Annotated in this window: 18 protein-coding genes and 3 tRNA genes; 10 read left to right on the plus strand and 11 right to left on the minus strand. The window is 73.9% G+C overall.

The features are described from left to right. Positions 1-76: 76 nt before the first annotated feature. Positions 77-763 (minus strand): SanA/YdcF family protein, encoded by a 687-nt coding sequence (locus IE260_RS13145; protein WP_189871230.1) that lies wholly within the window; start codon positions 761-763, stop codon positions 77-79. Positions 764-1,004: 241 nt separating this feature from the next. On the opposite strand from IE260_RS13145, the gene IE260_RS13150 reads away from it, so the two are divergent. The 5 genes from IE260_RS13150 to IE260_RS13170 all read left to right on the plus strand — a co-directional run bounded on the left by IE260_RS13150 (position 1,005) and on the right by IE260_RS13170 (position 8,053). Next, positions 1,005-1,769 carry a sirohydrochlorin chelatase gene (locus tag IE260_RS13150; protein WP_229880741.1) on the plus strand — a complete coding sequence of 255 codons (765 nt, stop codon included), beginning with the start codon at positions 1,005-1,007 and terminating at the stop codon, positions 1,767-1,769. Between the two features lie 120 nt (positions 1,770-1,889). Continuing rightward, the gene (locus tag IE260_RS13155; RefSeq protein WP_189871234.1) at positions 1,890-3,182 is read left to right on the plus strand and encodes a deoxyguanosinetriphosphate triphosphohydrolase; all 1,293 of its coding nucleotides are present in this window, start codon (positions 1,890-1,892) and stop codon (positions 3,180-3,182) included. A 143-nt stretch (positions 3,183-3,325) separates the two neighbouring features. Then, positions 3,326-4,591, plus strand: a complete 1,266-nt coding sequence (locus IE260_RS13160) for an NAD(P)/FAD-dependent oxidoreductase (RefSeq protein ID WP_189871235.1) — start codon at positions 3,326-3,328, stop codon at positions 4,589-4,591. A gap of 113 nt (positions 4,592-4,704) precedes the next feature. After that, positions 4,705-6,615: a DNA primase gene (gene dnaG, locus IE260_RS13165; RefSeq protein WP_189871237.1), complete on the plus strand. Its 1,911-nt coding sequence runs from the start codon at positions 4,705-4,707 to the stop codon at positions 6,613-6,615. A 157-nt stretch (positions 6,616-6,772) separates the two neighbouring features. Continuing rightward, positions 6,773-8,053 carry an RNA polymerase sigma factor gene (locus IE260_RS13170; RefSeq protein ID WP_189871239.1) on the plus strand — a complete coding sequence of 427 codons (1,281 nt, stop codon included), beginning with the start codon at positions 6,773-6,775 and terminating at the stop codon, positions 8,051-8,053. A gap of 39 nt (positions 8,054-8,092) precedes the next feature. On the opposite strand, the gene IE260_RS13175 is transcribed toward IE260_RS13170, so the two are convergent. The 4 genes from IE260_RS13175 to IE260_RS13190 all read right to left on the minus strand — a co-directional run bounded on the left by IE260_RS13175 (position 8,093) and on the right by IE260_RS13190 (position 13,694). Continuing rightward, positions 8,093-10,021, minus strand: a complete 1,929-nt coding sequence (locus tag IE260_RS13175; protein WP_189871241.1) for an ABC transporter ATP-binding protein — start codon at positions 10,019-10,021, stop codon at positions 8,093-8,095. Next, positions 10,021-11,754 (minus strand): ABC transporter ATP-binding protein, encoded by a 1,734-nt coding sequence (locus IE260_RS13180; protein WP_189871243.1) that lies wholly within the window; start codon positions 11,752-11,754, stop codon positions 10,021-10,023. Before IE260_RS13180 ends, IE260_RS13175 begins: the two co-directional genes overlap by 1 nt. Before the next feature lie 124 nt (positions 11,755-11,878). Then, positions 11,879-13,333 carry a xylulokinase gene (locus IE260_RS13185; protein WP_189871246.1) on the minus strand — a complete coding sequence of 485 codons (1,455 nt, stop codon included), beginning with the start codon at positions 13,331-13,333 and terminating at the stop codon, positions 11,879-11,881. Positions 13,334-13,388: 55 nt separating this feature from the next. Then, entirely contained in the window at positions 13,389-13,694 is a 306-nt protein-coding gene (locus IE260_RS13190) for a YtxH domain-containing protein (RefSeq protein WP_189871248.1), read from the minus strand. Between the two features lie 146 nt (positions 13,695-13,840). On the opposite strand from IE260_RS13190, the gene IE260_RS13195 reads away from it, so the two are divergent. From IE260_RS13195 to IE260_RS13205, 3 genes are all read left to right on the plus strand, one after another. Continuing rightward, positions 13,841-13,913 (plus strand) — tRNA-Asn (locus IE260_RS13195). Between the two features lie 5 nt (positions 13,914-13,918). After that, a tRNA-Asn gene (locus IE260_RS13200) sits at positions 13,919-13,991 on the plus strand. A gap of 210 nt (positions 13,992-14,201) precedes the next feature. Further along, positions 14,202-14,275: transfer RNA gene (locus IE260_RS13205), tRNA-Ile, on the plus strand. 88 nt (positions 14,276-14,363) lie between these two features. Here the strand turns inward: IE260_RS13205 and IE260_RS13210 are convergent. Further along, positions 14,364-14,531: a hypothetical protein gene (locus IE260_RS13210; RefSeq protein WP_189871250.1), complete on the minus strand. Its 168-nt coding sequence runs from the start codon at positions 14,529-14,531 to the stop codon at positions 14,364-14,366. 79 nt (positions 14,532-14,610) lie between these two features. After that, the gene (locus tag IE260_RS13215) at positions 14,611-15,294 is read right to left on the minus strand and encodes an ANTAR domain-containing protein (protein WP_189871252.1); all 684 of its coding nucleotides are present in this window, start codon (positions 15,292-15,294) and stop codon (positions 14,611-14,613) included. A 178-nt stretch (positions 15,295-15,472) separates the two neighbouring features. Between IE260_RS13215 and IE260_RS13220 the strand changes: the two genes are divergently transcribed. Both IE260_RS13220 and IE260_RS13225 read left to right on the plus strand, forming a co-directional pair. Beyond that, on the plus strand, positions 15,473-15,838 hold the full coding sequence (locus tag IE260_RS13220) for an STAS domain-containing protein (protein WP_189871254.1): 366 nt from the start codon (positions 15,473-15,475) through the stop codon (positions 15,836-15,838). Further along, on the plus strand, positions 15,835-16,815 hold the full coding sequence (locus tag IE260_RS13225; RefSeq protein WP_189871256.1) for an anti-sigma factor RsbA family regulatory protein: 981 nt from the start codon (positions 15,835-15,837) through the stop codon (positions 16,813-16,815). Before IE260_RS13220 ends, IE260_RS13225 begins: the two co-directional genes overlap by 4 nt. 30 nt (positions 16,816-16,845) lie before the next feature. Here the strand turns inward: IE260_RS13225 and IE260_RS13230 are convergent, their stop codons facing one another. The 4 genes from IE260_RS13230 to IE260_RS13245 all read right to left on the minus strand — a co-directional run bounded on the left by IE260_RS13230 (position 16,846) and on the right by IE260_RS13245 (position 25,447). Beyond that, entirely contained in the window at positions 16,846-18,282 is a 1,437-nt protein-coding gene (locus tag IE260_RS13230) for a sensor histidine kinase (protein WP_189871258.1), read from the minus strand. A gap of 21 nt (positions 18,283-18,303) precedes the next feature. Further along, positions 18,304-19,341, minus strand: a complete 1,038-nt coding sequence (locus IE260_RS13235; protein WP_189871260.1) for a rod shape-determining protein — start codon at positions 19,339-19,341, stop codon at positions 18,304-18,306. A gap of 129 nt (positions 19,342-19,470) precedes the next feature. After that, positions 19,471-24,408 carry an SAV_2336 N-terminal domain-related protein gene (locus IE260_RS13240; protein WP_189871262.1) on the minus strand — a complete coding sequence of 1,646 codons (4,938 nt, stop codon included), beginning with the start codon at positions 24,406-24,408 and terminating at the stop codon, positions 19,471-19,473. Then, complete coding sequence (locus IE260_RS13245) at positions 24,398-25,447, minus strand: AAA family ATPase (RefSeq protein WP_189871264.1); 1,050 nt, start codon at positions 25,445-25,447, stop codon at positions 24,398-24,400. Before IE260_RS13245 ends, IE260_RS13240 begins: the two co-directional genes overlap by 11 nt. Between the last annotated feature and the right edge of the window lie 16 nt (positions 25,448-25,463).

Consider the following 25,463-nt stretch of genomic DNA (forward strand, 5'->3'; position numbering starts at 1 on the left):
CACGACCGTGCGGCGGTTTGTTACGCCACCGGGACGGCGACCTCCCCGCCGCCCATGGGCCGCGGTGAGGGCCGCGTCACCGCTCAGCGGCCAGGGCACGCGCCACCCCCGGCTCCTTCGGCCCGAGGAACGTGGGATCCGGCTCGAAGACCGCGTCCAGCGCCGCCTTGCCGGCCGCGAGGATCTCCCGCGCGCCCCCGTAGTACCAGGTCGCGTCGTGCCTGTCGTCGACCCCGACGCCGTACGACACCACCCCCGCCTCCTGGCACAGAGCCACCGCCCGCCGGATGTGGAAGCCCTGGCTGATCAGGACGGCCCGGTCGACACCGAAGATCTTCTTCGCGCGGACGCAGGAGTCCCAGGTGTCGAAGCCCGCGTAGTCGCTGACGATCCGCCCGTCGGGCACGCCGTGCCGGACGAGGTACGCCCGCATGGCGTCCGGCTCGTCGTACTCCTCACGGCTGTTGTCCCCGGTCACGAGCACCACCTCGATCCGCCCCGCGCGGTACAGCTCGGCCGCCGCGTCCAGCCGGTGCGCCAGGTACGGCGACGGCTCGCCGTCCCACAGTCCGGCACCGAAGACGACCGCGACCTCGGTGCGGGGCACGTCGGCCGTGGTGCGCAGCCGGTCGCCGGTGACCAGGTGCATCCACGTGGCGGGCAGCAGTGCCAGCACGCACCCGGCCATGACCGCCTGGGCCAGCCTCCGCTGCCCCTTACGGGTGCGCGGCAGGCGGGGTCTGCGAGGTCTCCAGCGGCGCATCGGACGGTCCCTTCCCCGGTCGGCTCTCGACACCGGGAGACGTCCCCGCCCACCCGTCCGGTTCGCCGCCCGGCGCGTGACCAGGTTCACCGCACCGGGGGACACCGCAGGCCGTGCCGCCTCACGCCGCCCGCACGCCGCCGTGTGAACCGACGGAAAATTGCCGTGACGCCCGCGCAACGGGACGGCAACGTGCCGCCGCCACGATCGGTGCATGACGGCCACGACGATGACGAGCAGGATGCGCGGGACGCGCGCGACGACCGGCCCCGACGGGACACCCGCCCTGGTCGTCGTCGCCCACGGCAGCCGCGACCCGCGCGCCCTGAGCACCGTACGCGCACTCCTCGACCGGGTCCGCGAGCTGCGCCCCGGCCTGCCCGTGCACCTCGGGCACATCGAGCTGAACGAGCCGTTGCTCCCCGACACGCTGGCCGGGCTCGGCGACACGGAGGCCGTTCTCGTACCGCTGCTGCTCAGCCGGGGCCACCACGTCAAGCGGGACATCCCCGAGATGGCCGCCGCGGCACCGGCCCGCACCCGCGTGGCCGCCCCGCTCGGCCCCCACCCGCTCCTCGTCGAGGCCCTCTGCGACCGCCTCGCCGAGGCCGGGGGGCCCGCCCACGACCTGCGGCCCAGCGCCGTCGTCCTCGCCTCCGCGGGCTCCCGCGACCCGGAGTCCGGGGCCGACACCGGCCACACCGCCGCCCTCCTCGCCGAACGCCTCGGCGTGCCGGTCGTCCCGGCCTACGCCTCGGCAGCCGCCCCCACCGTGCCGGAGGCGGTCCGCGCCCTGACCGCCCAGGGGTACCGCCGGGTGGCCATCGCCTCGTACTTCACGGCCCCGGGTCGCTTCGCGACGGAGTGCGCCTCGGCCGCCCCGTGGATCGCGTCCGCCCCCCTCGGCACCCACCCGGCGATGGCCCGCCTGCTCCTGCACCGCTACGACGAGACGGCGGCGACTTGGGCCATGGTGCCGGGCTCGGTGTCACTGGCGTCGGTGTGAACGCCCCAGGGGCGCGGTGAACTGCGCGATCGACCACACAGGACTTGCAGCCGAACGACTGCAGGACATGGCAGACGCATAGGCACCCACGTGCCACTCCCTCCCCTTACTGTCTATGACATGGAAGGCACCGCACCCCCGCCGCCGTACGACCCGGCCTCAGCGGCCCGCTGGGCCACCGAACCCGACAAACGCCCCGGCCGCACCGCCTTCCAGCGCGACCGCGCCCGCGTGCTGCACTCCGCGGCCCTGCGCCGCCTCGCCGGCAAGACCCAGGTCGTCACGCCGGGGGAGCGCAACCCCATGTGGGACGCCAGCCCCCGCACCCGCCTCACGCACTCCCTGGAGTGCGCCCAGGTCGGCCGCGAGCTCGGTGCCGCCCTCGGCTGCGACCCGGACCTCGTCGAGGCCGCCTGCCTCTCCCACGACCTGGGCCACCCGCCCTTCGGGCACAACGGCGAACAGGCGCTCAACGAGTTCGCCGAGGACTGCGGCGGCTTCGAGGGCAACGCCCAGTCGCTGCGCCTGCTCACCCGCATCGAACCCAAACGGTTCGTCACCGACCCGGAGTCCGGCGACCTCGTCAGCGTCGGCCTCAACCTCACCCGGGCCGCCCTCGACGCCGCCACCAAGTACCCCTGGCCCCGGGGCGCCCACCCCACCGACCCGGCGTCGGTGAAGTTCGGCGTCTACGAGGACGACCGCCCCGTCTTCGACTGGGTCCGTGCGGACGCCCCCGGCACCCGCACCTGTTTCGAGGCCCAGGTCATGGACTGGTCCGACGACGTGGCGTACTCGGTGCACGACGTCGAGGACGGCCTGCACGCCGGCCACATCGACCCCAACTGCCTGCTCGCCGACCCGGAACGCCGGGCGGTGTTCGAGGTCGCCGTCGGGCGGTACGTCCCCGCGGACACGGACCACGCCGAGCTCGCGGCCGCCCTCGACCGGCTCCTCGCCCAGGAGTGGTGGCCGCACGGCTACGACGGCTCGGCCGTCGCCCAGGCCCGGCTGAAGGACGCCACCAGCCAGCTCATCGGCCGCTTCTGCCTCGCCGCCGAGGGAGCCACACGCGCGGCGTTCGGCACCGGCCGCCTCACCCGGTACACGGCCGAACTGGTCGTGCCCCGCGAGACCCGGCTGGAGTGCGCCGTGCTCAAGGCGGTAGCCGACCTGTACGTCATGCAGCGCGCCGAGCAGGAGCGGCTCCGCGCCGACCAGCGCATCGTCGTCGCCGAACTCGCCGAGGCGCTCACCGCCCGCGCCCCGGACGGCCTCGACCCGCAGTTCCGCGCCATGCTCGACCGGGCCGGCGACGACCGCGCCCGCAAACGGGTGATCGTCGACCAGATCGCCTCCCTCACCGACGCCTCGGCCCGCTCGCTTCACGCCCGTCTGACAGCGCATCCATGAGACTGGCGGGACGCCAGTGACATCAGCGACACCAGGAGCCCCGAATGTGACCGTGCGTGGCCTGATCGGGCCACTCCCCCTTCCCGCACCACGCCGCGTGCGGGACGCTCGCATGTGGCGGCACCCTGACGAGGAGGCAACAAGTGGTCGACGCGGATCAGACATTCGTCATCGTCGGAGGCGGACTGGCCGGTGCGAAGGCGGCGGAGACGCTCCGCGCGGAGGGCTTCACCGGCCGGGTGATCCTCATCTGTGACGAGCGCGACCACCCCTACGAGCGCCCGCCGCTGTCCAAGGGCTACCTGCTCGGCAAGGAGGAACGCGACAGCGTCTTCGTGCACGAACCCGCCTGGTACGCGCAGAACGACATCGAGCTGCACCTCGGCCAGACCGTCGTCGCCATCGACCGCGCCGCGAAGACCGTCCACTACGGCGACGACGGCACCCGCGCCCGCTACGACAAGCTGCTCCTCGCGACCGGCGCCGAGCCCCGTCGCCTCGACATCCCCGGCACCGGCCTGGTGGGCGTCCACCACCTGCGCCGTCTCGCCCACGCCGAGCGCCTCAAGGGCGTCCTCACCTCCCTCGGCCGTGACAACGGCCACCTGGTGATCGCCGGCGCCGGCTGGATCGGCCTGGAGGTCGCCGCGGCGGCCCGCGAGTACGGCGCCGAGGTCACCGTCGTGGAGCCCGAGCCGACCCCGCTGCACGGCGTCCTCGGCCCCGAGCTGGGCGCCGTCTTCGCCGAACTGCACCAGGCGCACGGCGTCCGCTTCCGCTTCGGCGTGAGGCTGACCGAGATCGTCGGCCAGGACGGCGTCGTCCTCGCCGCCCGCACCGACGACGGCGAGGAGCACCCCGCGCACGACGTGCTCGCCGCCATCGGCGCCGCCCCGCGCGTGTCGCTGGCCCAGGCCGCGGGCCTGGAGATCGCCGACCGCGCCCACGGCGGCGGCGTCGCGGTCGACGAACGGCTGCGCACCTCCGACCCGGACATCTACGCGGCCGGCGACGTGGCCTCCTTCCAGCACGCCCTCTTCGGCTCCCGGCTGCGCGTGGAGCACTGGGCCAACGCGCTCAACGGCGGCCCGGCCGCGGCCCGCTCCATGCTCGGCCACGACCTCACCTACGACCGCGTGCCCTACTTCTTCTCCGACCAGTACGACCTCGGGATGGAGTACTCCGGCTGGGCGCCGCCGGGGTCGTACGACCAGGTGGTGATCCGCGGGGACGCCGCCAAACGCGAGTTCATCGCCTTCTGGGTGAAGGAGGGCCGGGTGCTGGCCGGTATGAACGTGAACGTGTGGGACGTCACGGACACCGTCCAGCAGCTGATCCGCACCGGGACCCAGGTGGACACCGAGGCGCTCGCGGACCCGCACGTGCCGCTGACCGGCCTCGTCGCCTAGCCGTCAGGGCTGTCGTACCGTCCCCGTGCCGCGATTCCCCGGGGCAGCCCCCGACCCCCGGCCCGGGGGCAACGCGCCCCGGGAGTGTCGGTACCGCGCCGTAGAATCACCTTGTGGCAGGACGGATCAACGACGAGGACGTGAAGGCGGTACGGGACGCGGTCCCGATCGACGCCGTCGTGTCGGAGTACCTCCAGCTGCGGAACGCGGGCGGCGGCAACCTCAAGGGGCTGTGCCCGTTCCACGACGAGAAGTCCCCGTCCTTCCAGGTCAGCCCGAGCAAGGGTCTCTTCCACTGCTTCGGCTGCCAGGAGGGCGGCGACACCATCACGTTCGTGATGAAGATCGACCACCTCACCTTCTCCGAGGCGGTCGAGCGCCTGGCCGGCCAGGTCGGCATCACCCTGCGCTACGAGGAGGGCGGGTACAACCCCGCCCACCAGCGCGGCGAGCGCATCCGCCTGGTCGAGGCGCACAAGATCGCCGCCGAGTGGTACGCCGAGCAGCTCGCGACCTCGCCCGAGGCCGACACCGGCCGCCTCTTCCTCGCCGAGCGCGGTTTCGACCAGGCCGCCGCGGTCCACTTCGGCGTCGGCTACAGCCCCCAGGGCTGGGACCACCTCACCCGCTACCTGCGCGGCAAGGGCTTCTCCGACAAGGAACTGCTCCTGTCCGGCCTCTCCCAGGAGGGCCGCCGCGGCCCCATCGACCGCTTCCGCGGCCGGCTGATGTGGCCCATCCGCGACATCGGCGGGGACGTCGTCGGCTTCGGCGCCCGCAAGCTCTACGAGGCGGACAACGGCCCCAAGTACCTCAACACCCCCGACACGGCGATCTACAAGAAGTCCCAGGTCCTCTACGGCATCGACCTCGCGAAGAAGGACATCGCCAAGGCGTCCCGCGCGGTCGTCGTCGAGGGCTACACCGACGTCATGGCCTGCCACCTCGCGGGCGTGACCACGGCGATCGCGACCTGCGGCACAGCCTTCGGCGGCGACCACATCAAGATCCTGCGCCGGCTGCTCATGGACAACGGCTCGGCCCGCGTGATCTTCACCTTCGACGGCGACGCGGCCGGCCAGAAGGCGGCCCTGCGCGCCTTCGAGGACGACCAGAAGTTCGCCGCCGAGACCTACATCGCCATCGCCCCCGACGGCATGGACCCCTGCGACCTGCGCCTGGCCAAGGGCGACGAGGCGGTCGCCGACCTGGTCGAACCCCGGACCCCGCTCTTCGAGTTCGCTCTCCGCCAGATCGTCGGACGCTACGACCTGGACACCCCGGCCGGCCGTGCGGCGGCCCTCGACGAGGCGGCCCCGGTGGTCGCCCGCATCAAGAACAGCGGAGCCCAGCACGAGGTCGCCGTGCAGCTCGCGGGAATGCTCGGCATCCTCGACACCCAGTTCGTGGTCAAGCGGGTCGCGCAGCTCGCCCGCTGGGCCCGCGACCGCGGCGGCAAGGGCCCCGCGCCCGGCCCCGGCCCGCAGCAGCGCGGCCCGCAGCAGTACGCCCCCGCCACGAGCGCCCCCCGGGGCCCCGCCCTCAACCTCCGCAACCCCGTCTACGCCACCGAACGCGAACTGCTCAAGCTCGCCCTCCAGCGCCCGGAACTGGTCTCCCCGGCCTTCGACGCGTACGGCGTCGACGAGTTCACCGCCGCGCCGTACGCGGCCGTGCGCCAGGCGATCCTGGAGGCGGGCGGCGCGGAGTACGGCATCCAGGACCCGCAGGAGTACCTGGTCCGCGTCCGCGACGCCGCCCCGGACGACGCCGTGCGCGCGATGGTCACGGAACTCGCCGTCGAGGCGATCATGCGCCGTGCGGTGGACGAGGTCTACGCGGGCGAGGTGCTGGTCCGGGTCCGCCGCCGGGCCGTCGAGCGTCGCGTCCGGGACGTCCAGAGCCGCTTCACCCGCCTGGGCACCTACGGCGACCCGGCCGAGCTGGCGGCCGTCCAGAACGAGCTGTGGATCCTCCAGCAGTACGACCAGTCCCTGCGCGAGCACGGCGCCGCCGCCCTCTGAGATCCGGCCACATCCCGACACCGCCCTTTCCGGGGGTTTCACCCCGCGTCGGTCGCACACCCGTACGGTGAGATAACCGGGCGGTCACGGACCGGACGCAAAAAGTCACCGCACGCCCCTCGTGGCGGCGATGTGTCGTACCCCACACTGGGTTCCGGTGCCTGAGTCCTCGGAGCGCGGCCGATCCGTCCCCGACGGGTCCCTGACCCCCGCGGTTCCGTTCAACGTGTACGGGACGGACAGCGGCGAGGCCGCCGACTCCGCCCCCGAAGTACCGCTGCCCACCCCTTCGGCAGCGTTCATCCTGGAGGTCGCCCCCGTGCAGACCCAGACCCTCACCCAGACCGACGTCAGTACCGACGGCACGGAGCCCGACGCGGAGACCGACGTCCTCGTCGCGGTGCCCCCGCAGAACCGTGCCGTGCACCACCCCGAGACGCGCCCGGAGGACCCGCCCGCCGAGGCCCTGGAGGCGGCCGACACCCCCGAACCCGTCGAGCCGGCCCCCGCCCGCGCCGAGACCGGCGGCCCCTCCTCCGACCTGTTCCGCCAGTACCTGCGCGAGATCGGCCGCATTCCCCTGCTCACCGCGGCCGAGGAGGTCGAGCTCGCCCGCCGCGTGGAGGCCGGCCTGTTCGCCGAGGAGAAACTGCGGCTCACCCCCGACCTGGAGAGCCGGCTCGCCCTGGACCTCGACCGGCTCGTCGTCATGGGCCGCATGGCCAAGCGCCGCCTGATCGAGGCCAACCTGCGGCTCGTCGTCTCCGTGGCGAAGCGGTACGTCGGACGCGGCCTGACCATGCTCGACCTGGTCCAGGAGGGCAATCTCGGCCTCATCCGGGCCGTCGAGAAGTTCGACTACGCCCGCGGCTACAAGTTCTCCACGTACGCCACCTGGTGGATCCGCCAGGCCATGTCCCGGGCCCTCGCCGACCAGGCACGCACCATCCGCGTGCCCGTCCACGTCGTCGAGCTCATCAACCGCGTCGTCCGCGTCCAGCGCCGCATGCTCCAGGAACGCGGCTACGAGCCGACCCCGCAGGAGGTCGCCGCCCACCTGGACCTGCCGCCGGAGCGGGTCGGCGAGGTGCTGCGCCTCGCCCAGGAGCCCGTCTCCCTGCACGCCCCGGTCGGCGAGGAGGACGACGTCGCCCTCGGCGACCTGATCGAGGACGGCGACGCCACCAGCCCGGTCGAGTCCGCCGCGTTCCTGCTGCTGCGCGAACACCTGGAGGCGGTGCTCTCCACCCTCGGCGAACGCGAGCGCAAGGTCGTCCAGCTCCGCTACGGACTGGTGGACGGCCGCCCCCGCACCCTGGAGGAGATAGGGCGCATCTTCGGTGTGACCCGCGAGCGGATCCGGCAGATCGAGTCCAAGACCCTCAACAAGCTCCGCGACCACGCCTTCGCGGACCAGCTGAGGGGCTACCTGGACTGAACGGGGGCCGCCCGGCGGCGGCCCCCGTACCCGTGGCGGCTACTCGACCTCGGCCACGGCCTGCGCGAACTGCGCCTTGTACAACCGCGCGTACGCCCCGTCCGCCGCGAGCAGCTCCGCGTGCGCGCCCTGCTCCACGATCGACCCGTTCTCCATCACGAGGATGGTGTCCGCGTCCCGGATGGTGGAGAGCCGGTGCGCGATGACGAACGACGTCCGCCCGTGCGCCAGTTTGGCCATCGCCTTCTGGATCAGCACTTCGGTACGGGTGTCCACCGAACTCGTCGCCTCGTCCAGCACCAGGATCACCGGGTCGGACAGGAACGCCCGCGCGATGGTGATGAGCTGCTTCTCGCCGGCGCTCACCCCCGTGCCCTCGTCGTCGATCACGGTGTCGTAGCCGTCGGGCAGCGTCCGCACGAACCGGTCCGCGTGCGCGGCCCGCGCCGCCTCCTCGATCTCCCCGCGGCTGACCTCCCGCGACGCCCCGTAGGCGATGTTCTCCGCGATCGTGCCGCCGAACAGCCAGGTGTCCTGCAGCACCATGCCGATCCCGGCGCGCAGCTCGTCCCGGGACATCTTCGCGATGTCCACGCCGTCCAGGGTGATCCGCCCGCCGGAGACGTCGTAGAACCGCATCAAGAGGTTGACCAGGGTGGTCTTGCCGGCGCCGGTCGGTCCGACGATGGCCACCGTGTGACCCGGCTCGACCTTCAGCGACAGGTCCTCGATCAGCGGCTTGTCCGGGTCGTAGCGGAACGACACGTGCTCCAGCTCCACCCGGCCGCGCAGGTCCTCGGGCCGGACGCCCGGGATCGGGTCCGCCTGCTGCTCCTCCGCGTCCAGCAGCTCGAAGATCCGCTCCGCCGACGCCACGCCCGACTGCACCAGGTTCGCCATCGAGGCGACCTGCGTCAGCGGCATCGAGAACTGCCGGGAGTACTGGATGAAGGCCTGGACGTCACCGATGGACAGCGACCCCGAGGCGACCCGGAGGCCGCCGACGACCGCGACGAGGACGTAGTTCAGGTTCGACACGAACATCATCAGCGGCTGCATGATCCCGCTGTTGAACTGCGCCTTGAACCCGGCCTCGTAGAGCGCCTCGTTCTGCTCGGCGAACTGCTTCGCCGACTCCTCCTGGCGCCCGAACACCTTCACCAGCGTGTGCCCGGTGTACATCTCCTCGATGTGCGCGTTCAGCTGCCCGGTGGACCGCCACTGCTGCACGAAGTGCGGCTGCGACCGCTTGCCCACGCGCGTGGCCACCACGAACGACAGCGGCACGGTCACCAGCGCGACCAGGGCCAGGATCCAGGAGACGTAGAACATCATCACCAGCACGCCGATGATGGTCAGCAGCGAGTTGATCAGCTGGCCCATCGACTGCTGGAGGGTCTGCCCGATGTTGTCGATGTCGTTCGTCGCCCGGCTCAGCACCTCGCCGCGCTGACGCTTGTCGAAGTACGACAGCGGCAGCCGCGACAGCTTCGTCTGCACGTCCTCGCGCAGCCGGAACATCGTCCGGTTGACCGCCCGGTTCACCAGCCGCGTGGCCACCGCCATCAGCAGTCCCGCGACGAGGAACGTGCCCAGCGCGAGCAGCAGCACATGGCCGACCGCGCCGAAGTCGATGCCCTCGCCCGGGTGGAAGTCCGTGCCGCGCAGCATGTCGGCGACATCCCCGTCGCCGCGCTCCCGCATGGAGTCCAGGACCTGTTCCTTCGTCGCCCCGGACGGCATGTCCCGCCCGACGATGCCGGCGAAGACCAGGTCGGTGGCGTGGCCGAGGATCTTCGGCCCGACCACGCTGAGGGCGACGCTGACCACCACGCACGCCAGCAGCGCGTAGATGGTGATCCGCTCCGGCCTGAACTGCGCGACGAGCCGTTTGCCCGACCCCTTGAAGTCCATCGAACGCTGGTCGGGGCCGCCCCCGGCCATCATGCGACCCGCAGGCCCCGCCATCAGGCAGCCTCCGCTTCCGTCAGCTGGGAGAGCACGATCTCCCGGTAGGTCTCGTTGTCCGCCATCAGTTCCTCGTGCCGGCCCGCGCCGACCACCCGGCCCGCGTCCAGGACGATGATCCGGTCGGCGTCCCGGATGGTCGCCACGCGCTGCGCGACGATCACCACGGTCGCGTCGGCCGTCTCCTCGGCGAGCGCCCCGCGCAGGGCGGCGTCCGTGGCGTAGTCGAGGGCGGAGAAGGAGTCGTCGAAGAGGTAGATCTCCGGCCGCTGCACCAGTGTCCGGGCGATGGCGAGCCGCTGCCGCTGACCGCCGGAGACATTCGTCCCGCCCTGCGCGACCGGCGCGTCGAGCCCGCCCTCCAGCCGCTCCACGAACTCCTTGGCCTGCGCCACCTCCAGCGCGTGCCACAGCTCCTCGTCGCTCGCGTCCGGATTGCCGTACCGCAGATTGCTCGCGACCGTGCCGGCGAAGAGATACGGCTTCTGCGGCACCAGCCCCACGGTCCGCGCCAGCAGCTTCGGGTCGAGGGAGCGGACGTCGGTCCCGTCGACCATCACCTCGCCGTCGGTGGCGTCGAACAGCCGGGGGACCAGCCCGAGCAGCGTGGACTTGCCGCTGCCGGTCGAGCCGATGACGGCGGTCGTCTCGCCCGGCCGGGCCTCCAGATCGATGCCCCGGAGCACCGGCTCCTCGGCGCCCGGATAGCGGAAACCGGCGCCCCGGATCTCCAGGTGCCCGTGCCGGCGCAGCTCGGTGACCGGCGCCACCGGCGGCACCACACTGCTCTCGGTGCCCAGGACCGCCTGGATGCGCTCGGCGCACACCTCCGCGCGCGGCACCATCATGAACATGAAGGTGGCCATCATCACGGCCATGACGATCTGCATCAGGTAGGCCAGGAACGCGGTCAGGTCGCCGATCTGCATCCCGCCGCTGTCGATCCGGTGCGCCCCGAACCACACCACCGCGATCGACGACAGGTTCACCACCGTCATGACCACCGGGAACATCAGCGCCAGCAGATTGCCGGTGCCGAGCGCCACCTCGGTGAGATCGGTGTTGGCCTTCCGGAACCGCTGCTGCTCGTACTCGTCCCGCACGAAGGCGCGGATGACCCGGTTGCCGGTGATCTGCTCGCGCAGCACCCGGTTCACCGTGTCCAGCCGCTCCTGCATGGCCCGGAACAGCGGACGCAGCCGCCGCACGATCAGCGTGACGCAGATCGCCAGCACGGGCACTACCCCGACCAGCACGCCGGACAGCGGCACGTCCAGACCGAGCGCCATGACGATGCCGCCGACGCACATGATGGGCGCCGACACCATCAGCGTGAACGTCATCAGGGCCAGCATCTGGACCTGCTGCACGTCGTTCGTCGTCCGGGTGATCAGCGAGGGCGCGCCGAAGTTGCCGACCTCGCGGGCCGAGAACGACTGCACCCGGTCGAAGACGGCCGCCCGCACGTCCCGGCCCAGTGCCGAAGCGGTGCGGGCACCGTAGTAGACGGCACCGATGTTGCCGACGACCTGCGCCAGCGAGATGCCGATCATCAGGGCGCCGTAGGTCAGGATGTAACCGGTGTCGCCGCTCACGACACCGTTGTCGATGATGTCCGCGTTGAGGGTCGGCAGGTAGAGGCTGGCGCAGGTCTGCAGGAACTGCAGCACCACCAGCAGGGCGATGGGTTTCTTGTAGGGCCTGAGATAGGTCCGCAGGAGTCGTATGAGCACGCTGGGTCTCTCGGGGTCGGCGACGGGGGCGGTTGGTTGCCCGTGGCCCCTATCGTCGGACACTCCACCCGCGTTACCTCAACCGATTAACCCGACGGTGCGCCGCATCCGGACTCGCGGGGCCTCAGGGCCGCAGCGCCCCCGGATGCGTCTGCTCCCGCACCGACACGAACTGCTGCCGCACGGCCTGACCCACCGCCAGTTCCTCGCCCGGCTCCAGCACCTGCGCGACCGCACCCTGCCAGGCCGGCGGCGTGCGCGGGTCGAGCGTGCCCTGGGACACACCGAGCGCCCAGGCCGCCTGCCGGGCGGCGCCGGTCGCGGCGTAGTCCGCCGGCTGCGGTACGACGACCTGCGCCCCGAACAGCGCCGGTGCCGCCGCCTGCACGGCCGGCAGTTCGGCCGCCGCGCCCAGCAGGAAGACCCGCCGCACGTCCACGCCCCGGCCGCGCAGCACGTCGAGGGCGTCGGCGAGCCCGCACAGCATGCCCTCGAACGCGGCCCGCGCCAGGTGCTCCGGCTTCATCGACTCGCGCCTGAGCCCGGCCAGCGTCCCCGCGGTGTGGGGGAGGTTCGGCGTCCGCTCGCCCTCCAGGTAGGGCAGCAGCACCAGGCCGTGGGCTCCCGGCGTCGACTTCATCGCCAGCTCGGACAGGCTCTCCAGGTCCGGCACGCCGAGCAGCTCGGCGGCCCCGCGCAGGGTCCGTACGGCGTTCAGGGTGGTGACGACCGGCAGGTGCATGCCGGTCGCGTCCGCCAGGGAAGTGATCATGCCGCTCTGGTCGACGAGTGCCTCGGGGTGCACGGCCATCACCGAGCCGGACGCCCCGAGGGACACCACCGCGTCCCCCAGTCCGATCCCGAGCCCGAAGGCGGCGGCCATCGTCTCCCCGGTGCCGGCCGAGATCAGCAGCCCCTCGGGCGTCGTGCCGGCCGCCTCCGCCGGGCCGATCACCTCCGGCAGCATCGCCTGGTGCCCGAGCGCCAGCTCCACCAGCTCGGGCCGGTAACCGCCGGTCGCCGCGGACCAGTAGCCGGTCCCGGAGGCCCCGCCACGGTCGGTGGTCCGCCGCACGGGCCGCCCGAGCAACTGCCACACCAGCCAGTCGTGAGCCTGCAGCAGTACGGCGGTGCGCGCGGCGGCCTCGGGCTCGGTCCTGGCCAGCCAGCGCAGCTTGGTCACCGGCTGCGCGGCCTGCGGCACGCAGCCCACGGCCTGCGCCCACGCCTCGCGCCCGCCGAGCGCGTCGATCAGGTCCGCGGCCGCCACCTGGGACCGCTTGTCGCCCCCCACCATGGCCGGCCGCACCGTGTTGCCCTGCGTGTCCAGCGGCACGACCGCGTTCGCCTGCGCCGAGACCCCGATGGCCTGCACGCCTTCCAGCAGCCCGCCGCCGGCCGCCTCGCCCAGGGACAGCAGCCACGCCTGCGGGTCGACGTCATAGGGACGGCCCCCGCCCTCGGGGCTCTCCACCGGATGCGGCGCGAACCCCTGCCGGAGCACGGCACCCGTGTCCGAGTCACAGACGACGATACGAGTGAAATCGGGCGAACTGTCCAACCCGGCGACTATCCCCATGCTGAAAATTCTGCCGCACCGCGAGGGGTGGCCGTACCCGGTGGGGGCAGCCGCCTCATGTGTTGCTGGTGCCCCAGTCGTCCGCGCCCGCCCCATGGGCGTTGCGCTCGCGCAGGGACCGCACCCGCTGGGTGACCGAGTCGGGCATCCGGTCGCCGACCTTGTCGCTCACCACGTGGTACGCCTTGTCGGCGAAGTGGCGGCCCTGCTGTGCCGCAGACTCCGCGGTGTTGCGGACGGCAGGGTTCTGCGCGACCTGCCGGGCGGACTTCTTCAACTGCTCGTAGCGCTCGCGTCCGGCCTTCGTGCCCAGCACGTAACCCACGGCGAGTCCGGCGACGAACGTGAGCCGGTAACGCATGGCGGCCACCCTTTCTTTGCCTGGCTCCAGGTGTCGGGGAGTACGGATTGGCGGAGCACCCCCCTGCTTGCGCTAATGTATGTGTCGCAGCGAGCGGGCGCCCCCTGGCGGATACCCAGGGAGGTACGTTCGATGCAACGAGGCATTCCTCCGTAGCTCAATTGGCAGAGCAGCCGGCTGTTAACCGGCAGGTTACTGGTTCGAGTCCAGTCGGGGGAGCTCGGTCCTCCGTAGCTCAATTGGCAGAGCAGCCGGCTGTTAACCGGCAGGTTACTGGTTCGAGTCCAGTCGGGGGAGCATGTTGAACGAGGACCCCTCCGGGGTCCTTTTTCATGTCCGGCGCCCCGCCCGGGCAACTCCCGGGATCTCCGGGGAACCGCGCGGCACGCTGCGGAGTCCTCAAGGTCATGGAGGCAGCCGTGGTAGCCGACCAGCCGAGGCAGGAGATCGTATGAGCGGCTATGCTGCGGCAGACGGCGCGCACACTTGTACGCGACACGCCGCCATGGGGCGGTAGCTCAGCCGGTTAGAGCAGCGGACTCATAATCCGTCGGCCGTGGGTTCGAGTCCCACCCGCCCCACCGAAGCGGTCCGCCGCAGGAACGTTTTCACCTGCGGCGCCGCCTGCCCCCCTCCACCCGGAGGGGGTTGTGCCCGGCCCATGGGGCGTCAGGAGCCCACGCCGGGGCCCCGGCCCTCCTGGTCCGTGCCGAGGTCGTCGTCGTCGCGCTCGCCCTCCGCCTGGGACGGCGTCGTGTGCGGCGGGTCCGGGCGGTCGTCCGCCGCCGGGTCGTCGTCGCGTTCGCCCTCGGCCTGTGACGGGGTGGTCTCGCTCATGGTGGTGCCTTTCGTCCGGCCGGCCGTTCCGGACGCCGAGTACCCCGACCGGCGCGGTGGCACCACGCCGCCCGCCGCCTCAGCGGCCGAACCGGGCCAGAGCCGTCCGCAGGGCCGTGCGCACCTCGGCCGGAGGAACCGGGCCGTCGTTCCCGGCACCGGCGGTGACCGCCGCCGCCACGGTGCGCAGCTTGGTGTTGGACAACTGGGAGGTCTCCCGCAGGATCTGCCACGCCTCGTCCGGCGTACAGGCGTGCAGGGCCATGAGCACGCCCCGCGCCTGGTCGATCACCGGACGGGACACGATCGCCTGCCGCAGCTGCTCCACCTCCTCCTGGAGGACGTGCAGCCGCTCCGAGCGCTCCGCCGCCACCGCGGAGCGGGCCGGCGCCGGCTCGGGAGCCGTCCGCCGGGACACGGAGCGCAGGGGATCGGTGGTGTCCAGGCCGGCCAGCTCCAGGGTCCGCAGTGGCTGGCCGTTCCAGTTGGTGGCCGTCACCGCCACCGACTGCCGGTGGCCGTAGCCGTCCAGGAGATCCAGGAACTGCAGTCCGGCCGTGTCCATGAACACCACGCCGCTCATGTCCAGGTCGATCCGGCCGATGCCGGCCGGCAGCCCGGCCAGTGTGTCGGCCAGCGTGTCCACGCATCCGTGGACGAGCTCCCCTCGCGGGACGAGCAACGCCCGGTCCGTGTCCACCCGCTCCTCGATGAGCAGTGTGGCCGGCCCTTCCGCCGGACGTGGGGGTGCCGCTGAGGTCATGTCACCGCCTTGTCGGTCCTCGTCGGGCCGGGCCGGGGGCCGTGGGCCCGGCCCGGCGGTGGTCCGGTGGTGCTGCAGGTGCGCCTGCCCCCCGGACGGCGGAGTACACACCCGGCCGAGGAATGACCGGCCCAGGGCTGGGTAGGGGCGACACGTCCGGGAGCATGGGGAGACGAGCGTGGGCACTCAGCACGAGAGGCGGTCCGACGGCGCCTGCCCGCCGGGGCTGACGGTCTCCCCGCTGACCGGGCGCAGGGGCGTGCGGGCGGCGGGGGAGGTGGGGCTGTCGACACACGCGACCTGGCAGCGTGCGCTGGAGCAGGCGGTGCGGGAGGGCGCGGACGGCGAGGGAGAGGACGTGTACCACCTGGAGTTGTCCGCGGTGACCTTCGTCGACGTCGCCGGCGCCGACGTGCTCGTGTCCGCCGCCCAGCGGCTCCCGGACGGCCGTCGGCTCGTACTGGACCGGCCGCCGCCCACGCTGCGACGCGTGCTGGAGATGTTCTGGCCCGACCTGTCGACGATCGAGGTGTCGATGTCATGAGTGCCGTGGCCGAACCACCCTCCGAGCCCCGTGCGGCCGCGGTCCCCGTGGAGAGTGCCGGGCCCTTCGTCCACCCGGCCCTGTTCTACGGCGACGAGCAGGAGTACCTCGCCGGCACGGTCCCCTTCGTGCGGGAGGGACTGGCGGCCGGCGAACCCGTGGCCGTGGCGGTGCCCGGTGAGCGGCTCGCGCTGATCCGGGACGCGCTGGGCGGCGACGCCGACTCCGTACGGCTGCTGGACATGCGGGAGGCGGGCCGCAACCCCGGCCGGATCATCCCCGGGGTGCTGCGCGCCTTCGCCGACGCGCAGCCGGACGGCCGACGGGTGCGGATCATCGGCGAGCCGATCTGGGCCGGCCGCAGCAGCACCGAGTACCCGGCCTGCGTCCAGCACGAGGCGCTGATCAACGACGCCTTCCGGGACCGTACGGTGACCATCCTCTGCCCGTACGACGCCCGCCGCCTCGACGAGCGCGTTCTCGCCGACGCCCACGCCACCCATCCGACCGTCATCCCCTCCGGCTCCCGGCGCGAGCAGGGCAGCGCCGCCTACGACCCGGCCGACGTCGTCGCCCGCTACAACGAGCCGCTGCCGCCCGTGCCGCACGCGACCGCCTTCGCCTTCGACGCCGACTCGCTCTCCCACGCCCGGCACATCGCCGTCGACGAGGGCGCCGGACTCGGACTGACCGGCGTCCGGCTGCAGGACCTGGCGCTCGTGACGGCCGAACTGGTCACCAACAGCGTGGTGCACGGCGCCGGTTCCGGCATGCTGCGGGTCTGGCCGGAGGACGGGTTCGTGGTGTGCGAGGTGCACGACGGCGGGCGGCTCACGGACCCGCTGGCCGGACGCCGGCCCGCCTCCCGCGACCAGCGCGGCGGCCGCGGCCTGCTGCTCGTCAACCTGGTGTCGGATCTGGTCCGGGTGCACACCGGTGAGGACGGGACGACCGTGCGGTGCTGGTTCGCGCTGTGACCGACGGCCGCCGTCCGCGGTCCCGGCCGCTCACAGGGGCGCCTCCCAGGTGACCGTCGTCCCCGCGCCGCCACCGGTGCCCTCGTCCCCGGTGGCGCCGTCGTCGGACACCGTCAGCCGCACCCCCTCCCGGCCGTCCGCGAGCGTCGCGGACGCGTCGACGGCGACCTCGACCCGGCTGACGCCGGGGCGCCGGACCGCGGCGGCCAGGGCGCGGCGCAGGGCGGCGAGCAGACGGTCCGCGACCCGGTCCGGTACGCGGCTGTCGACGGCGCCCGTGAACTGCGTGGACGGCGGGAAGCCGAGCCGCGCGGCGGCGCCCGCGCTCTCCCGCAGCACCCGGGCCCGCAGACCGGCCGGCGGCTCCGCCGGGGGCTGCTGCAGCGAGAAGATCGTCGTACGGACCTCCTGGACCGTGGACCGCAGTTCGTCCACCGCCCGGCCGAGGATGTCGGCGACGTCGTCCGCGCCGCGGCGGCGCCGTGTGGACTCCAGCATCATGCCGGTGGCGAACAGCCGCTGCACCACCAGGTCGTGCAGGTCCCGGGCGATGCGGTCGCGGTCCTCGTAGACCGCGAGGCGTTCCCGCCTGTGCGCCGCGTCGGCGAGGACCAGGGCGAGCGCGGCCTGGGAGGCGAACTGGCCGGCCAGCAGCCGTTCCACGGACGTGTAGGGCCGGCCGCCGCGGCGGCGGGGCAGCGCGAGGGTGCCGATGAGCCGGCCGCCGGCCTGCAGGGGCAGCATCATGCTCGGCCCGAACCGGTGCCGCACATGCGTCGTCATGCGCGGGTCGGTGGCGGAGTCCGCGATGAACACCGGTTCACCGACGAGGAGTTGTTCCAGCACCGCGCTGCCCGGCGCGATCGTGGTGCCGACGATGCCCCCCGGGTCGTCCGGCGCCGAGGCGGTCACGATCTCCATGCCGCCCTCGGCGGTGGGCTGCAGGATCACGCCCGCGGACGCGTCGGCGAGGATCCGGGCCCGCTCGGCGACGGTCATCAGCGCGTCGTCGGCGCTCTCCCCGGTGAGCAGCGCGGTGGTGACCGCCGCCGCGCCCTCGATCCAGCGCTCGCGCTGCCGGGCCGTCTCGTACAGCCGGGCGTTGCCGATCGCGATGCCGGCGTGGGCGGCCAGGACCCGCAGCACCTGCTCGTCCTCGGCCGTGAACGGGCCGCCGCCGCGCCGGCCGGCCAGGTGCAGCCGGCCGAACTCCTCGTCGTGCACGTGGATCGGCACCCGCAGGCGGTGGGCCGGGTCGGACGCGGCGGCCGGGCGGCACGCGGCGTGGATCTCGGTGAGGCCGTCCCGCCCGGGCTCGGCCGGGGCCAGCGTCGCGCGGGCGGCGCCGGTCAGCTCGACGGCACCCTCCACGATGTGCTGCAGGGTGCCGCGCAGATCGAGGTCGGTGCCGACGCCGAGGACGGCTTCCAGCAGGCGGGTCAGCCGCGCGGCGGACGGGCCGGGCATGCCGTTCGGCTTCCTCGGCGCTCACTCGGCCAGCGGATCCAGCACCATCGGCTCGACCCCGCCCTCCAGCATGGTGCCGAGGCCCTGGACGGCGCACACGTCGGGCCGGTCCGCGATGTGCACCGGCATGCCGGTCGCCTGACGCAGCATCTGGTCGAAGCCGGGCAGCAGCGCGCTCCCGCCGACCATCATGATCCCGCGGTCGGCGAGGTCCGCGACCAGCTCCGGCGGGCAGCCCCGCAGCACCTGCCCGATGCCGTCGAGCACGGCGGTCAGCGGCGTCTGGATGGCGTTGCGCACGGCGGCGGTGTCGACCTGCACGCTGCGGGGCAGACCGGTCGCCACGTCCCGGCCGTGGATCTCGGTGCACGCCGGGCCCTGCGGGGTGAGCCCGTTCCCGGACAGGGCGACCTGCAGCGGCCGCACGGACTGGCTGGGCAGCACCAGCCTGTGCTGGTGGCGCAGGTGCTGCACGATCGCGTGGTCGACGGCCTCACCGCCGACCGGGATGCGCACGGCGGTCACGATCGAGCCCAGGGAGAGCACGGCGACCTGCGTGGCGTGCGCCCCGCACACCATGATCATCGTGGCTTCGGGCTGCTCCACCGGCAGACCGCAGCCGACGGCGGCGGCGATGAGCGTGTCGACGAGTTCGACGCGGCGGGCGCCGAGCCCGACCAGCGTCTCGATCGCCGCCCGCTGGGCCAGCGGATCGGCGTCGTGCGGGGTGCAGGCGGCGGCGCGCAGCCGGGGCTTGCGGCGCAGGCCACGGCGGATCTTGTCGCCGAGCAGGTGCCGCAGCATGCGCTGGGCCATCTCGATGTCGACCACCGTGCCGCCGGAGACGGGCCGGACGACGCGGATGTAGGCGGGGGTGCGGCCGGTCATCCTCTCCGCGAACTCGCCGACCGCGATGAGCGCGCCGGTGCGGGTGTTGATCGCCGCGGCGGACGGCTCGTCGACGACGAGCCCGACACCCTTCACGTACACGCGGGTCCGTGACGCTCCCAGGTCGACGGCGAAGTGGCAGCGGCGCAGCTGCTCCAGACTGGCGGGCATGGCAGATCCTCCCGAGAGCGCGGACCGTGCGGGGGCCGCCGGGGTGGCCGGCCTCTCAGGCATCGTGCGCGGGGGCGGGGGCTGGCGCCTGTTATGGGGGGCCGAACGGGACCCGCACGCGGTGGGCGCTCATCGGGGCAGCGCGCCCAGCGCGTCGATCAGGGGTGCCAGGGAGCGGACGATCACCTCGCAGCCCTCCGCCCGCAGCCGCTGCTCGTCGGCGAGCGTGCGCGCGAAGCCGATGAACGGCAGGCCCAGGTGCCGGGCCGCGCCCAGCTCGGCGGAGGAGGAGCCGATCACCGCGGGCGCGCGGGGCACGTGGTGGAGGGAGTCCAGCGCCCGCTCCAGACAGTCCGGGTGGGGCATCAGCCGGGTCAGGTCCGCGCTGCGGCCGTGCACCCGGCGCACCGACGCCGCCAGCGAGTGGTCTCTGAGATGCCGGTGCGCGGCCTGCTCGGACACGTCGGTGACCACCCGGAAGTCGAACGCGAAACGGGAGGACGTCAGGGCGACCACCAGGGAGGTGGCGTCGGGGGTCTGGAACGCCTTCGACGCGGCCCTCAGCTCCAGGCGGTCCAGGCGCTCGCGCAGCACCGGCGCGAGACGGGTGTCGTGGGCGAAGACGCGCAGCACCTCCAACGGGTGCACGGCACCGGCCCGGGCGACGTCCGGGCGCGGGAGGGGGTGGCCGGCCAACGCGTCCGCCGGGTCGCGCTCGTCGGCCACCAGGGACAGCAGCTCGCGGGCCGCGACGCGGGCGGCCGACTCCGAGAACAGGCGCGTCAGCGGGCCGTCGAAGCCGAGCAGCACCGCGTCCGCGCCGCGCAGCACCTGCGACGGCGTCCGCTCGCCGGAGCCGGGCCGCTGGGGCGAGCCCTGCGACCCGCCCTCCGGCTCCAGCCGCACCGAGCACGCCACCGACAGGCCCGGCACCCGCCACTCGCGCAGGGCGTCCCTGACCGCTTGCTGGGCGGCGCCGACGCGCTGGACGGGGTGGCGGCGGGTGTGCCGGGGCGCCTCCTCCAGGACGTGCTCGAGCAGGCGGTCCAGGACACGCGGGGTCCTGGCGGCGACCATGGCGACCGGGTCGACGACGTGCCAGGACAGTTCGACGGAGGCCGCGAACACCCCGCCGCGGGAACCGGGCAGGACCACTTCGTGAGCGGCCCGGTGGGTGGTCAGGTCGACCTCGTAGTACTTCATCTCCCGCCCGGTGCGCGGCAGGCCCCGTTCCTCCGGGTCGAGGAGGGTCAGCAGGCCGTTCGTCGAGACCAGGACGACGGCCGTGCGGCCAGGGTCCGGCGCGGGGAGCCGGGTGCTGTCCGGGACGGTGAACGGGCCGCGCACCAGATCCCGCTGGCGGGCGTCCGGGGCCGCCGGCGGCGGGGACAGGGGGCAGTACCAGGCGAGGGGCTGGGCGTTCGGCGATCCGGGCCGCGGGAGGGGCCGGAAGGACGTGGGCCCGTGCTCGCCGAGGACGTCGGCGAACTCCTCGTACAGCGCCGGCGAGAGCACCACCAGGACGTCCCCGCCGGACCGGTCGAGGGCTTCGCGTACTTCGGGCGGTTCCACGGCTCGGTCGGCGTCGGCGAACCGGGGCGCGTGCCAGAAGGTCACCCGGACCCGGGGCGGGCGCTCCAGCCCGGCGAGCGCCCGGGGCAGATGGTGCAGGACGCCGACGAGGACCGGCTGGACGTCGGCCTCCGGTTCGGTGAGGACGATGTAGCCGTTCCCGCGGGCCAGCACCTCGTGATCGCCGGCCGCGACGTCGCCCTGCGCCAGCAACTCGGTGACCGCCAGGCCGAGCACGCGGCGGGCCTCCTCGTCCAGGTCGGACGCCGCCTCGAACACGATCGTCGGCCGGGGCCGCTCCGAGGCCGCGCGCAGCTCGCGGTACAGCTCCTGGAGCGCGGGGTCGGCCGGCTCGCCGTGCTGCCGGTGCCGGTGCTCGGCGTACGACTCGTACGACTCGACGGCCTCCGCGATCCGGCCCGCGCCCCGCAGCGCCAGGATGTGCAGTCGGCGCAGGTCCTCGCGGTCCGGGTGGTCCCGCAGCAGGACGCGGAGGTCGGCCGCGGCCCGCTCGTGGTCGCCGAGTCCGAGGTCGAGTTCGGCCCGGGTGGCGCACAGGCTCAGGCGCAGGGCGCGCAGCCGGGCGCGGGCCGCCCGGGCGGCAGGGCCGGGGACGCGCTCCAGGGGATCGCCGAACCACAGGTCCAGCGCCTTCTGGACCGCCCGGCGCCGCTCGCGCGGCTCGGACCCGGCCGTCGGGTGGCCGAGGAGTTCCTCACAGTGGCGTACGTCGATGTAGTCGTCCGGGGCGTGCAGGGCGTAGCCGTCGGGGAGGGCGGCGACGGTGGCGGGGCCGAGGCGGGTGCGCAGTTCGTCCGCCAGCATGCGGACCCGGTTGGCCGGGAAGTCCGCGGGCTGGGTCTCCCACAGGCCCGCCGTCAGCTCGGCGAACGACACCCGCCTGCCGGGCCTGAGCAGCAGCATGCAGAGCACGGCCTCCGCCTCCGGCGTCAGCAGAACCCGAGACCCGTCACCGCGGCGGATCCCCGGGCGGCCGAGCAGGCGGAAGCGCATGCGGCGGGGCCAGGAGACCCGTGAGAGCTCCGCCACCGCCGACCGGGTGACGCCCGACGCCGGACTGTGCTCTATCTCCTCGACGAGCCGCTGGTACTTGGCCGGTGCCGCCACGTCCCGGGCCAGCCGCTTCACCATGCGGCCCAGCTCCGTGAAGTCCTGGGCGGCGTCCTTGCCGGAGGACTCCCAGCCCAGGGCGAACCTGCTGATCACCACGGTGCCGTCCGGTCGCAGCCGCAGCCCCTTGGTGTCGCGCTGTCCCCACACCAGGCCCCGGGCGTGCAGTGCCTGGAGCCCTGCCGTCGTCTGCGCCGCCAGGCGGGCGAACACCCCGAAGGACACACCGGGTCCGCTGCCGCGTTCCAGCTCGCGCACCGTGACCCCGTCCTGGAACTCCACGACCAGATAGGGCTGCTCGCCCTCCCAGCCGTGGTCCAGCACGCGCGCCACATGCGGGTCGTCGATCCCGGCGAGGACATCCGCCTGCCGCTCGAACCGCTCCCGCGACGACTGGCCCGGGTACAGGTGGACGACCACCGTGTCGCCGGACCGCTCGTCCACGGCCTCCCACACCCGGCGCCCGTAGTTCGGCTGCTCCACCAGCCGGTACCGTCCGCCGACCAGCCGCCCCCTCGCCCGGTCCCCGCCGAGCCGTCGCACCGTCTCCTCGCGGACCGTCGCGAACGCCGTGCCCTCCGGGTCCGGGCGGGCCTGGGCGCGGAACTCGCCCGCCGCGAACCCCGCCCGCTCGTCGATCAGCCCGCCGATCCGGGCCAGCAGTTCCCGGGTCCGCCCGCGTGCGGTGCGCGGCAGGGACCGCAGCAGCAGGTCGCGTACGCCCGGGCGGAAGGCGTACGAACCGGCCGGGCCGGGGACGGCGGTCAGCAGGCCGCTGAGGACGATCTCGGCGAGGTGCTGCGGTCGCGGGCTGCGTTCGAGGGCGCGCTGCGCGAGGCGCATCACCGGCAGGGACGGCACGGCGAGGGACAGATGGCCGGCCAGGCGGAACGCCTCCGGGGACGCCGTGGCCCGGAAGCGCAGCACGAGGTCCTCGGCGGACAGCTCGGCGACGTCGGGAGCCGGTTCGGCGGGCGGCACCGGCGCGGGCGGCAGCCAGGCGACCGCGCCCGGATACCGCCCGGCGCCGGGGTCGGCGAGCAGCGCGGCCCAGTTGGCGAGCCAGGCGGGACCGGGCTCCAGCACCGGCACGGGGACGGCGGACGGGGGCCGGACCGGGGCGTCCGGGGCGTACGGGGCGAAGGCGAGGGCCGCCGAGGGCGCGGCGGCGGCCGGGGGCGTGAGCAGTCCGGCCTCGGCGGGCAGCGCGGTGCCGGACCACAGGTGTTCGGGCAGTGGCTGGACGACGGCCAGGGGCATGCGGCCGGCCCAGCGGCGCAGGGTGCGGTGCCAGCGGTCGCCCGCCGGGCCCGGCCGCCACTGGGGGCCCATGCAGTCGGTGACCACCAGCGTGACGGTGCGGCCGTCGGCGATGGCGGGGACGCCGGGTGCGCGGCCGTCGGGGGTGGCCGGATGGACGGTGACCGTGCGGAAGATGCCGGACTGGGCGAGGACGGCGTGCAGTTCGCGGACCAGGGGCCGCCAGACGGGCATCGTGGGGCCCGTGTCGTGCACCAGGTTCAGGCGCAGCCACCGGTCGGGGGCCGGACACAGCACCGGCAGCCAGACGTCGGGGTGCGCGCCGAGCCGGGCGATGCGGTCGGCCGTGGCCCGCTCGTCCAGGACGACGCGGGCGCGGGACGTGGGCACCTTGCGCTGCAACGGGCGCAGCGCGCGTTGCAGCGCGAGCGTGCGGGGCAGCATCGGTGGCGCGGGCGCCAGCAGCGACGTGCTGTCGGCGTGCCCGCGGGGCCGGGAGGTCGCAGGCAGGTGCAGGGGGATCCGGTCGTCGGAGGGCGCACGGGGCGCCGAGGGCGGCGGATCGGCGCGCGGTTTCCGGGGCGGCGACGGGACCGCGGCGCCGGCGGCGGGGTCCCGGGGCATCCCGGCGACGGATCGGGCGGCGTCCTCCCGGCCACCGGGTCCGCCGGCCGACGGGCGCCCACCGGGCGGCGGCGGTAACCGGTCGGCCAGCCACAGCAGTTCCGCCAGCTCGCGGGGTGTCGGCCCGTCGGCGGCGTCCGCTCCCGCGGCGGCGGCCAGCACGGCCCGCAGCCGTCCGACGGCTGCCGGGGCGGCTGTCGCCGGGGTGCCCGCCGAGCCGTCCGCCGCGCCGGCTGCCGTGTCGTTCGCGCGGTTTCCGGGGGTTGTTGCGTCGGGTGGGGCCGGGGGAGCGGACGTGGTGTTGTCCGTCGGTGGGGTGTCCGTTTCGTCGGCGGTCGACGGGTTGTCGGCCGTGGCGGCTGCCGTGTGGTTCGCGCGGTTGCCGGGTGTCGTTCGGGCGGGTGGCGTCGGGAGGGGCGCCGAGGTGCCGTTCGCCGGGGCGGCGGCCGGCGGCTCCGTGCCCTCCGGGTCAGAGGCCATCGCCGTCCGCCGCCGCGCTCAGGTAGGGCATCAGCTGTTCGGCCAGCGCGTCGCGGGAGTCTGCCTCCAGACCGGCGACCCCGGTGAGGTAGATGGCGTTCAGCAGCTGGTCGGTGGCGAGTTCGCCGCTCGTCGCCCGGTCCACGAAGGCGTCGATCAGGGAGGTGGCCCCGGCGTCCGGTTCCCCCAGGTGGGCGCGGACGATGTCGGTGAGCTGGGCCCGGTCGGGCCGGCGCAGCCTCAGCCGGACGCAGCGGCGCAGGAACGCGGGCGGGAACTCCCGCTCGCCGTTGCTGGTCAGGACGACGAACGGGAAGGCACGGCAGCGCACCCGCCCGCGCCGGACGGTGACGGGTGTGTCGCCGCCGTCCGTCGCCACGGAGGCCGTGCCCTCGGCCGAGTGCCGGGCCGCCCGGACCAGTTCCGGGATCTCGTACTGGCCTTCCTCCAGGATGTTCAGCAAGTCGTTGGGCAGGTCCAGGTCGCTCTTGTCGATCTCGTCGACGAGCAGGACGCGGGGCCGCGCGTACGGGAGCAGGGCCGTGCCGAGCGGACCGAGCCGCAGGTGGTCCTCGACGCCGCCGCCGGGGCCGGATCCGCCGTCCTCGGGCTCGGGGAGGCGGCCCTCGTGCCGTGCCGCCTGCCGGACGGCGTAGAGCCGGGACAGCGGGTCGTACTGGTACAGGCCGTCGGCCAGGGTGCTGCGGCTGGTGATGTTCCAGCGCAGCACGGGCCCCAGCCGCAGCTCGCGTGCCACCGCGTACGCCAGCGAGGACTTGCCCGTACCGGGCGGCCCGGTGACCAGCAACGGGCGGCGCAGGCACAGGGCGGCGTTGACGAGCTGCACGCTCTCCGGGGTGGCCACGTACGTCTGGGCGCGGTGGACGCGGTCCGGCGAGACGGCCGCCTCGTCGTCGGTGTCGTGCGGGGAGGGCAGCGGGGGCCCGCCGTCGAAGGCCCGCCACGGCGGTGGTTCGGGCAGCCGGTCGATGCCGTCGTGCGGCTCGCTGTCGCCGGTGTAGACGGACCAGTGCGGCATCTTGAGGTCTCCGGGT

It is taken from the genome of Streptomyces viridiviolaceus (assembly GCF_014650995.1).
GTDB classification, from domain to species: Bacteria; Actinomycetota; Actinomycetes; order Streptomycetales; family Streptomycetaceae; genus Streptomyces; species Streptomyces viridiviolaceus.